18 protein-coding genes and 1 pseudogene are annotated in these 8923 nt (G+C 43.6%); all 19 read left to right on the top strand.

Translation table 11 applies throughout. The features are described from left to right. Nucleotides 1-728 (top strand): VENN motif pre-toxin domain-containing protein (locus WFM46_RS21345; RefSeq protein ID WP_336998472.1); only part of this gene is annotated, 728 nt, incomplete at its 5' end. Next, nucleotides 725-979: a hypothetical protein gene (locus tag WFM46_RS21340; protein ID WP_103822614.1), complete on the top strand. Its 255-nt coding sequence runs from the start codon at nt 725-727 to the stop codon at nt 977-979. The genes WFM46_RS21345 and WFM46_RS21340, both read left to right, overlap by 4 nt. Nucleotides 980-1016: 37 nt before the next feature. Then, complete coding sequence (locus WFM46_RS21335; RefSeq protein WP_336998471.1) at nt 1017-1472, top strand: hypothetical protein; 456 nt, start codon at nt 1017-1019, stop codon at nt 1470-1472. Between the two features lie 110 nt (nt 1473-1582). Beyond that, on the top strand, nt 1583-1915 hold the full coding sequence (locus tag WFM46_RS21330) for an immunity protein YezG family protein (RefSeq protein WP_103822616.1): 333 nt from the start codon (nt 1583-1585) through the stop codon (nt 1913-1915). A gap of 65 nt (nt 1916-1980) precedes the next feature. Further along, nucleotides 1981-2229 carry a hypothetical protein gene (locus WFM46_RS21325; protein WP_103180834.1) on the top strand — a complete coding sequence of 83 codons (249 nt, stop codon included), beginning with the start codon at nt 1981-1983 and terminating at the stop codon, nt 2227-2229. Between the two features lie 7 nt (nt 2230-2236). Then, nucleotides 2237-2464, top strand: a complete 228-nt coding sequence (locus tag WFM46_RS21320; protein WP_139157084.1) for a hypothetical protein — start codon at nt 2237-2239, stop codon at nt 2462-2464. A 118-nt stretch (nt 2465-2582) separates the two neighbouring features. Further along, complete coding sequence (locus WFM46_RS21315) at nt 2583-3002, top strand: SMI1/KNR4 family protein (protein WP_336998470.1); 420 nt, start codon at nt 2583-2585, stop codon at nt 3000-3002. A gap of 167 nt (nt 3003-3169) precedes the next feature. Beyond that, nucleotides 3170-3460 (top strand): DUF6966 domain-containing protein, encoded by a 291-nt coding sequence (locus WFM46_RS21310; RefSeq protein WP_336998469.1) that lies wholly within the window; start codon nt 3170-3172, stop codon nt 3458-3460. Beyond that, nucleotides 3403-4455, top strand: a pseudogene (locus tag WFM46_RS21305) (VENN motif pre-toxin domain-containing protein); the annotation flags it as partial. The gene WFM46_RS21310 and the pseudogene WFM46_RS21305, both read left to right, overlap by 58 nt. Beyond that, nucleotides 4442-4696: a hypothetical protein gene (locus WFM46_RS21300; protein WP_103180829.1), complete on the top strand. Its 255-nt coding sequence runs from the start codon at nt 4442-4444 to the stop codon at nt 4694-4696. The pseudogene WFM46_RS21305 and the gene WFM46_RS21300, both read left to right, overlap by 14 nt. A gap of 103 nt (nt 4697-4799) precedes the next feature. Continuing rightward, complete coding sequence (locus tag WFM46_RS21295; protein ID WP_103180830.1) at nt 4800-5003, top strand: hypothetical protein; 204 nt, start codon at nt 4800-4802, stop codon at nt 5001-5003. Beyond that, nucleotides 4916-5098 carry a DUF6966 domain-containing protein gene (locus tag WFM46_RS23920; RefSeq protein ID WP_409518951.1) on the top strand — a complete coding sequence of 61 codons (183 nt, stop codon included), beginning with the start codon at nt 4916-4918 and terminating at the stop codon, nt 5096-5098. Before WFM46_RS21295 ends, WFM46_RS23920 begins: the two co-directional genes overlap by 88 nt. Before the next feature lie 152 nt (nt 5099-5250). Continuing rightward, nucleotides 5251-5733 (top strand): hypothetical protein, encoded by a 483-nt coding sequence (locus WFM46_RS21290; RefSeq protein ID WP_336998468.1) that lies wholly within the window; start codon nt 5251-5253, stop codon nt 5731-5733. 106 nt (nt 5734-5839) lie between these two features. Beyond that, nucleotides 5840-6301, top strand: a complete 462-nt coding sequence (locus WFM46_RS21285) for a hypothetical protein (RefSeq protein WP_336998467.1) — start codon at nt 5840-5842, stop codon at nt 6299-6301. A gap of 96 nt (nt 6302-6397) precedes the next feature. Then, nucleotides 6398-7030, top strand: a complete 633-nt coding sequence (locus WFM46_RS21280) for an SMI1/KNR4 family protein (protein WP_336998466.1) — start codon at nt 6398-6400, stop codon at nt 7028-7030. 21 nt (nt 7031-7051) lie between these two features. After that, entirely contained in the window at nt 7052-7468 is a 417-nt protein-coding gene (locus tag WFM46_RS21275) for an Imm63 family immunity protein (protein WP_336998465.1), read from the top strand. 78 nt (nt 7469-7546) lie between these two features. Continuing rightward, a complete protein-coding gene (locus tag WFM46_RS21270; protein WP_336998464.1) occupies nt 7547-7903 on the top strand; it encodes a hypothetical protein in 357 nt (118 codons plus the stop codon). A gap of 27 nt (nt 7904-7930) precedes the next feature. Next, entirely contained in the window at nt 7931-8266 is a 336-nt protein-coding gene (locus WFM46_RS21265) for a hypothetical protein (RefSeq protein WP_103822627.1), read from the top strand. 42 nt (nt 8267-8308) lie between these two features. After that, nucleotides 8309-8641 (top strand): hypothetical protein, encoded by a 333-nt coding sequence (locus tag WFM46_RS21260; protein ID WP_336998463.1) that lies wholly within the window; start codon nt 8309-8311, stop codon nt 8639-8641. The last annotated feature ends 282 nt before the right edge of the window (nt 8642-8923 follow it).

The raw sequence follows: 8923 nt of genomic DNA, 5'->3' as shown, positions 1-8923 counted from the left end.
GGGGCGACAGCTCTGCGTCTGCTGTGGCGGGGGCGCAGGCGGGTAAGACGACGGTTGAGAATAATTTACTCGGCGGTAGCGAAGATGCTCAGGCCGCATGGATACGCCAGCATGGCGTCGATATGGCGACCTGTTCCGATAATCCTGGTGGGGCCGCATGTCAGAAAGCAATGAAGGAGCGGGATGCGGTAGGGTTGGCGCTTGCTACAGGTGGTGTTGCACTGTTACCTGGCGGTGCTCAGGCTATGTGGGGACTTGGAGCAAGTGCGAATGCTGGTATCAGTTATCTGGCTGATGGCACTATAGACCCGGCAAACTCAGCTATTGCGGGTTGGGTGAATGTTATCAGTATGGGGAATGGAATTTTGGGTACTGTTGGCTGGAATGCAGCAGGAGGAGCTTATGGCAATTGGATTGATGATAAGGATCCACTTTCAGGTGCTATTTCAAATGGAGTTGGTTCTGCTGCTGGGTATGGTATTGGGAAGGGCATTACTTGGGGAACCGAGAAAGTCACTAATGCTGTAGGGCGATGGGTGACAAATGGCTGGGATCCGAAGTACGATCCGACAGGGATAAAATACGCCGAAGTTAATCGTAACGATATCATTCGAGAAGGGATGAAGCCGAGTAATGTTCCGGGGAGTGCGGGAGATATAGGTGGTTCAATAGGATCTGAACTCGGTGGCAAAGCGACAGATAAGGTAACTGAGGAACTCAAGAAATGAAACATTCTTCTCGAGTGGTAATAGGAAAATATATTGTATGTATTTCAATGCTAATTTTTAGTTTTATTGGCATGATCTTAGCTGCGGTGATAATTGAACTAGCATTAATAACTATATCATGGTTTCAATATGGGACTTTCGATATTATGTGGAGTAATATTTTTCATGCGGTTAAGTTGGGTGGTGTAGGAGGAGGGATTTTAGGTTTTGGCTGGATCTTATTTTATCTTTTTAAAGTGAAAGGTTTTTAGTTGGAAAGTACACGCCAGATGGGGTTATAAAATAACAGTGGAATGGGCTAGTTTTATAAATTTTCTTGGTGAAAGGAAAGATTCTATTGGAGTTATCAACCTGTGTCATGCTATCGGTGAATCCCCGGTTATATCAGCTGATGCTGGCGAATATAATGATCCGGATGGAAAAACAAAGTACTATAAATTTTACCACTCGGGTATCGAGATGGGGTTTCGGAAAAACTGCTTAAGTCATATTGATTTTTACTTTGGCAATGAAGATGAATATTCACCGTTTACTGGTAATTTCATCCATGGAATTGAAGCGGGAATGGACAGAGCATACATTACAAAATTGCTTGGAAAACCCACTTTGGTTGGCGAAGGCAAAGTCGACATGCTCCTTGGATGGATTAATGGATGGTCAAAGTATGATTACGGGAACCACTCAGTACATATTCAGTACACGGAGCATAATCATCTGTGTCACGCAACGTTAATTAAAAATTAAAACACAATGATTTGTAACGATTTTAATCAAATTTTAGCCCGAATCGGTGTATAGCGATTACGGGCACAAATATTGCCCTCTTTGAGCAAATTTATCTGTCAGGAGGAATGATGCGTGAATCCCAGGATATTTATAATGACATTGGTTCAGTACTGCTCTCGATCGCACCTGATACTGCGGAAAAAATCATTCTGTGTGCCACGTTAGATCCGGAAAGTGACTGTGGTGAGTTTACTTATAACTATATAGATAAACAGGGTAACCAGCACTGGATCACTGAAACCGCAGATGCCAGTGCAAGACTTTTAGATCTTTTAGTCGAACTAAGAAATTTCTTTGTTGATAACTTTAAATCACAAGAAAAGCCATTCTGGCATGGGTGTGAAGTAACGGTAAACATTGAAACACTGAAAATAAATATCGACTTCAAGTATGAGAGTTAATAAACAGTCTCTCGCCCCTGCCGGCGGGATGTTGGGTTTACGTTAGTAATAAGGGGAAAGGGTCTATGACTCACTCGCATCATTTGATTAAAATTATCGCTGATATGACCATTTTTCTTGAATTCACTGACGACCATTCGCTCAATCCAGATGCCGCTGTGGAAATGATGGAACGTATTGCCGCCGAGCTTCAGCGACTAACGGACGCTGAGAAAGCGAGAGTTATCGATTCCTTTACAGAGATTGCGAAAGCGTATCGGGGGGATGAGTCCGACTTTGTCAAAGATCTGCCCGATACCTTTGGTTTGCGTTGACCAGTCGTTGTCAGTCAGGCGCGACAAGGAGAAAGAGCAGGAATGGCTCCCGCAGGCGCAGTTGATCGGCGAGACTGGTAATCGGGTGGCGGATATTGCCCGTATCGAGGGCAAAGCCGCCGCCCACGCGGTGGTCAACGCTGCGCTGGCGGCAGGCTTATCCGGTGGGTTGGTGGACGATAGCTCTGCTTCTGCACCCTATGCTGCAAAGACAGGATGGGCCTATTGCGGATAGTGACGCAAACTTTCCACAACGATAACAGCATAACTTCTGGTATAAATCGTGCACAACTCAACAGATGGCGCTCTGATTACTGGAAGCAGCGAGCTAACGATTTCAAATAGGTGATGGTATGACTAACAGCCTAAATAATGTTATTGAAGAGTTAAAGATTGTATCCGGGAACGAGAGAACTAATATTCCTTTGCCGGATGAAGCTCTTATTTCTAAATATGAAGAAGAGACAGGCTTTTCTTTTTCACCTGACTATAAGAAGCTTCTTAAGGAAGCTGGCAATATCTATTATGGAACAATCGAATTGTTGTCTATCACAGAAGACAAAAAATTCTATGGCGAGTTATTAACGGCTATAAATGATGCAAAAGAAGTTGGAGTACCTGAATCGTGGTTACCGATATGTGAAGATAACGGTAGTTATTATTGTTTAGATCAACAAGGTCGTGTCCGATACTGGACTGGCGATGGTGATAGTGAAGAGCAGTGGCCTGATTTAGCCGCCTGGGTGAAAGATGTCTGGATCGATGGCAACTAAGGTAATTATTTTACCTGAAAATCCCTGGCACCATAAAAGATGATTTTTGGAGCACCTGTAGAAGCAGTGCTCCAAAAACGCCAAGGTCATGGCATCGTCCTGATTCCCTGGGCATTGCCTGACAAACGCGTCGACTGAGATGAAATTATGAAGATTAAGACAGTGAAATGGCAATCAATGAAACAACTCTCATCGTAGAAAAAATGAACCGCATGGCTACTTTATTAGAATTAAGTGGTTATGCCAAATGGTCAGTCAGTATTTTTAAACTGGCTGACCAATATGAGCCTGATCCTGATTACACCAAACACATTTTTCTAAATTTCTATGGCGGCATGGGATCTCTGAATGATCTCGTACTGTTCAGAAACGGAAGTGTTTTGATGAGTGAAAACGATTGGGGCAGGACGCACTGGCGGGTGCCGCCGGTGCCGCCACGGGCGAGCTGGTGGGGATGATCGCCCTCGAGATGTACGGCAAATCTGCCGATAAGCTGGATGAAACCCAGAAGCAGACGGTTTCTGCGCTGGCGACGCTGGCGGCGGGCTTGTCCGGTGGACTGGTGGGCGACAGCTCTGCGTCTGCTGTGGCAGGGGCGCAGGCGGGTAAGACGACGGTGGAGAATAATTTCCTTGGTTCTACATCTTCAGACAAACTTGACAAAGCCGTTGAGAAAATTAAGAACGGTGATAAGTCATTAGCAACTGCCAATGAGCTAATCAAGCTGGAAAATGCCGACAAACGTAGCGATGCACTGGTTTCTAAATTTACTAAAGATCCATCACAGATGAGCAGCAATGAACGGGCTGAATTGGCAGGTTACTTACGTGTTTACGCATCAGAGATGGAGAGGGAATACGGTTCTGCTGTTTCGCAAGAACTGGTCAAAGGTTTGCTCTCCGGACAGGATTACATGAAACGTAACCCTGACTCTGAGGCCATGTCTAAGGCTCAGACAATCATGAATACCTGGGGCTACCATAAATCGAATGCCAGCATTGGCGACGCACCTGTCATGTTCGGGGGCAGCGTGCTGGGCATTACTGTGAAAGGTATGGCCGCTAATGCTGCAATTGGTATTGGAGTAAATACGGGTGTGCAACTGGCAGGAAAGGATCCTTTCAGTTATGTGGACGCAATCATGGCGGGAGTAACAGCCGCAGCAACAACGGGGAAAGGTATTCTGGTTTCAACTCCTATAAATATGGGTGGTGCGGCAATAGGTAGTAGTATTAAAGGTGAAGATCCAACTAACTCAACTATTGGCGCCGGAGTTGGCTCTCTATTTGGTGGTGGTATTGGCAAAGTGGCAACCGAGCAGCTAAAACCTGTTATAAAAGAAGGTAGTGCTGAAATAATTGGAGCAGCTACGGGGGCCACTGTGGGAGAGGTTTCCGGCAATAAAGTTAAAGATAAACTTGACAATGCAGGAAAGAAAAATGGAAAAAATTAACATTAAGGATTTGGTTAAACTGGTTTGCATATGTGTAAGCATATTGTTTATTGCGGTAGTCATCGGCTATCTAATCGTTTCAGTAATCGTTTATTTTAAAATAAATGTATTTGAGTTCGATTGGAGAGAAGCTTTCAGTGATGCCTTAAGGAAAGGTATCGCTGGCGGCTTAATACTTGCTTTCGGCATCTGGATTAAAGCCAGGTTACAAGAGCGTAAAAAGAAAAAAAGAAGCAGATAAATAAGCCAACAACAATCTCAGCCAGCAGACTGGGATTGTTGTTGAGAATAGCGCCCCTGGCGACATCGCCACGGGGTAAGTGCCCGGTAAACCCACCGAGCAAATGGCCGAAGAACAGGTGAAGGTATTGACTATCGAGAAAACGACGCTAATCGTAGAGAAAATGCAACGCATGGCTACTTTATTAGAATTAGGGGGTTATGCCGAATGGTCAGTAGTATTTGTAAACTGGCTAAAAAATATGAGCTGGAACCTGATGATACCAAACACATTTTTCTCAATCTCTATGGTGGAATGGGATCTCTAAACGATCTCGTACTGTATAGAAACGGAAAGGTTTTGATGAGTGAGAACGATGAACTCGATCAGCTCAGACGCGACCTGTTTAACCTTCTTTCCTGAACAAAAATTAAGGTAAGGTGATTATGGCTGGAAGGTTGTATTTGGATGTGAATTCGCTCTGTCCCGATGACGTGGCCAGGATGATGTAAATTATTTCTGCTTCCTGAACAATGAACGAAACGATTATCGACGGTGACGACAGGGGCCTTTAAATGACGAATAAATCAGTTAACCAATTACGGGCAGGATTAGATCTCTACCAGTCAAACGGCTATGTCGAATCTAATTCATTTAACGATCCGAATGATGATGCTCTGGAATATCTGGGCATGCTGCTCGTGGAAGAACAACCCACGGCGCTAAAGTATTGCCAGAGATTTTTGCAGCAGTCCCAGGCCAATGATGAACTAAAATCAGCCGCACTTGATTTCTTACTACTGTCCAGTGAATGGAGTTTCGCGTATCAGTATCTTTATAGCCAGGCGGAAAGACTTTCTATCCCGGAACTTGAAAAGGCGTTTTTTTATTTTTATTGTGATAAAAACGAAGCCGCACCTTATCCCGTTCCCGAAGGGCTATTCACTAAATTGTTAGCACGATACGAAGTTGTTAAGAATGAGCCCGATGCTTATTTTTACCATCTTCATGAAGCCTATAATGACTTTGTTGAAACACTTTCTGATACGCGGAATTGACTTTAAATTGCCTGGCACTTTGTTAGCGGAATTTTGGCTATAAATTTGTTCTTTAACAAACAAGATATATTATAGTTGAGAAGCACACGCCAGATGGGGTTATAAAATGACAGTGGAATGGGCTAGTTTTATAGATGTTCTTGGTGAAAGGGAAGATTCTATTGGAGTTATCAACCTGTGTCATGCTATCGGTGAATCCCCGGTTATATCAGCTGATGCTGGCGAATATAAAGATCCGGATGGAAAAACGAAGTATTATAAATTTTACCACTCGGGTATCGAGATGGGGTTTCGGAAAGACTGCTTAAGTCATATTGATTTTTACTTTGGCAATGAAGATGAATATTCACCGTTTACTGGTAATTTCATCCCTGGAATTGAAGCGGGAATGGACAGAGCATACATTACAAAATTGCTTGGAAAACCCACTTTGGTTGGCGAAGGCAAAATCGACATGCTCCTTGGATGGATTAATGGATGGTCAAAGTATGATTACGGGAACCACTCAGTACATCTTCAGTACACGGAGCATAATCATCTGTGTCACGCAACGTTGATTAAAAATTAGAACATCATGATTTATAATGTTTTTTATAAAAGCTTAACCCGGATTGGTGCGTTGAAACACTCAGGATTAACATTGACTTTAAATAGGATAACTAACATGTCTAAATTTTTGGAAAAACTCTTATCCGTTTGCGGCGGTGATATTTCATCAGGAAAGGTGCAAAAACTACCCGCAGCTTTTCATGATTATCCTCTGATTGAGGATTTAATTAATTTATTAAATAAACGAAACGGATTTTATTGTTTTGAGTCAGCTCTACATGTTTTCCCTGTTGAGACAGACGGAGAAGAGATCGGCCTCATCGACTGGAATGATAAAGGCTTATGGATTGAGTGTTACGATGATCTTGCTCGTAACGCCCTCTTCTTCGCTGAAGATGTTTTTGGCGGTCAATTTTGTATAAAAGAAGATGGAATATACACATTCGATCCAGAGACAGGTGCTTTTGATTATCTTGCACCAGATATCAATGAATGGTGTAAACTAATACTTGAAGACTATGAGGTCTTAACAGGCTACCCACTGGCAAACGCGTGGCAGAAGAAGCATGGTTCAATACCTCCGGGCTATCGCCTGGTTCCAAAAATTCCGTTTGTAGTGGGTGGCGAATATGAGCCAGATAATATTTATTTAGAAAAATCGACAATAGCAATGAAAGCAAGAGCCACTATTGCATTGCAAATAAGAGATGTTCCTGATGGTAGCAACATCCAGTTAACGTTAAAATAGTGTGCAGTGAGGTTCACTGATATGTTAGCCAATATTAATGAAATACAAAAACACGTTGATGAAATCATTTTACGTGCAGGTTTTCCAAAACATTCAGTTAATCTCTGTTCTGCTCCCATTGGCGATGGCACCCCCTATATTTCATTCGAAAATAATGCTTATAACTATATTTACTCAGAAAGAGGGTATGAGTTCTCCCGAAAAATCACTCACTCTTTAAACACGCTGCTGTATTGGATAATGTCCGAATTTGCCTATAAGATTGCATGCCAGTATGAGTTAGATCACAGGGTTGAAGGCAGAGATGGAAGGCGCATCGTTTTTCCAAAATTCATTGAAATAATGGCAAATATGAACCCAGCATGGGAGTTAGAAGCGCGAAATGAAATTCAAAACATTCTGGCTGAAGCACCCTATGACGATAGCCTCTATTTATAGTTCAGGGCAGCAGCGCTGACGCAGAAAATGCCTGCTCATTTTGATAAGGTAATGGCTATCACTCACAGGGAGTCGTAAATGAAAATATCCCCCATCCTGTTCTGTTTCATGCTCAGCGGCTGTGTTGTTGGCAATATGGATTCAACCGACTATCAATACGTGCGCTATGCGCAAACGTTTCAGAAGCCGGGTGCAGGCGGTTACACCGATAATGAACAGCGTAAAGCCGATCTCTATAGCTGTGGCGTACCTAAAAATGCCAATCTTGATGATGGTAGCTGGAACGGTGGCAGCGCCCGCCCGGAGGAAACGCTTCAGGAGGTGGTGGCAAGAAACGATAAAATCTCAGGCTGTATGAAAAGTAAAGGCTACAAGGTGTACGGTTACGATGCGTGTGGCCCGCTTAAAGCGCCGACCGGCCTTTGCCCTAATTAATACGATTTGTCACCCCAGGATGAAAATATGCGCGAATCCCAGGCTATTTATAATGATATTGGCTCGGTCTTAGTTGCCGCAGCGCCCGATAACGCCGCAACCGTCATCGTGCGTGCTGAGCTGTCGCCCGAAAATGATCACTGCAAATGTGAGTTTGATTATGTGGACAGCACCTCAGGTGAGACAAACTGGTTTACTGCAGGCGCACAGGCCAATGCTGATTTGCTGGACCTTTTGGTTGAGCTGAGGACATTTTTTGTTAATAACATCTCTTCAAAACAGCCTTCGTTCTGGCATGCCTGCGAAATAACGGTCGATGTTGAAACGCTCAGAATCAAGATTGATTTTAAGTATACTGATTAACAGATAATAATCTCGCACTACATAAAACTTCAGGACAAATAAATGAGCGACTTAGACGATCTGCATAATAAAATTTGTCAATTACTGGTTGATGCCGGTCCTGCTGAGGCGAAGAAAATCATTGCTCGCGCAAAATTAGCCCTGGATGGCGAGTCCTGTGAATATGAATACGATTATGTTGATCAGCAGGATAACCTGGACTGGTTCGTGCCGGATAAGCTCGCCAGTTATCATCTTCGGCTCCTGTTAGTTAACCTGCGGGACTATTATATTCAGAATAATATGATGCAGGATAAAGCGCCCTGGACAGGTTGCGATATCACCGTTGAAATACCCGCAGAGAAAATAAGCGTCAGCCTTAAATATGATGAGTAAGCATCACGCCCTACCAATATAGGGGAGGCAAATTCCAGGACTATTCCGGGCTTTAAGATTATTCCCTATTTCATCACCCACCCAAAAAACCAACAATTTTATCGCCTTAATTTGCAGTGGAATATCTCCAGCCTGATGGTTGGGGATATACGGCATTACACATAAAAAATGACAACAAGGATTACGGAAAATGAAAAAACTCTCTCTGGCGGTATGCGTTGCGGCGAGTCTGGCAAGCGGCGCTGCTCTGGCGGATAATCAGACCCTTTCTGTGGGTTATGC

It is taken from the genome of Leclercia sp. M50 (assembly GCF_037150775.1).
Lineage (GTDB): Bacteria > Pseudomonadota > Gammaproteobacteria > Enterobacterales > Enterobacteriaceae > Enterobacter.
The sequence above is the reverse complement of the archived record's forward strand: the minus strand, read 5'-3'. Positions and strand labels throughout refer to the sequence as shown.

What these genes read in the sequence shown, in the direction of transcription:
- WFM46_RS21340 (WP_103822614.1), top strand. Translation starts at nt 725, where the DNA reads ATGAAACATTCTTCTCGAGTGGTAATAGGAAAATATATTGTATGTATT.
- WFM46_RS21330 (WP_103822616.1), top strand. Translation starts at nt 1,583, where the DNA reads ATGCGTGAATCCCAGGATATTTATAATGACATTGGTTCAGTACTGCTC.
- WFM46_RS21325 (WP_103180834.1), top strand. Translation starts at nt 1,981, where the DNA reads ATGACTCACTCGCATCATTTGATTAAAATTATCGCTGATATGACCATT.
- WFM46_RS21315 (WP_336998470.1), top strand. Translation starts at nt 2,583, where the DNA reads ATGACTAACAGCCTAAATAATGTTATTGAAGAGTTAAAGATTGTATCC.
- WFM46_RS21310 (WP_336998469.1), top strand. Translation starts at nt 3,170, where the DNA reads ATGGCAATCAATGAAACAACTCTCATCGTAGAAAAAATGAACCGCATG.
- WFM46_RS21300 (WP_103180829.1), top strand. Translation starts at nt 4,442, where the DNA reads ATGGAAAAAATTAACATTAAGGATTTGGTTAAACTGGTTTGCATATGT.
- WFM46_RS21295 (WP_103180830.1), top strand. Translation starts at nt 4,800, where the DNA reads ATGGCCGAAGAACAGGTGAAGGTATTGACTATCGAGAAAACGACGCTA.
- WFM46_RS21290 (WP_336998468.1), top strand. Translation starts at nt 5,251, where the DNA reads ATGACGAATAAATCAGTTAACCAATTACGGGCAGGATTAGATCTCTAC.
- WFM46_RS21285 (WP_336998467.1), top strand. Translation starts at nt 5,840, where the DNA reads ATGACAGTGGAATGGGCTAGTTTTATAGATGTTCTTGGTGAAAGGGAA.
- WFM46_RS21280 (WP_336998466.1), top strand. Translation starts at nt 6,398, where the DNA reads ATGTCTAAATTTTTGGAAAAACTCTTATCCGTTTGCGGCGGTGATATT.
- WFM46_RS21275 (WP_336998465.1), top strand. Translation starts at nt 7,052, where the DNA reads ATGTTAGCCAATATTAATGAAATACAAAAACACGTTGATGAAATCATT.
- WFM46_RS21270 (WP_336998464.1), top strand. Translation starts at nt 7,547, where the DNA reads ATGAAAATATCCCCCATCCTGTTCTGTTTCATGCTCAGCGGCTGTGTT.
- WFM46_RS21265 (WP_103822627.1), top strand. Translation starts at nt 7,931, where the DNA reads ATGCGCGAATCCCAGGCTATTTATAATGATATTGGCTCGGTCTTAGTT.
- WFM46_RS21260 (WP_336998463.1), top strand. Translation starts at nt 8,309, where the DNA reads ATGAGCGACTTAGACGATCTGCATAATAAAATTTGTCAATTACTGGTT.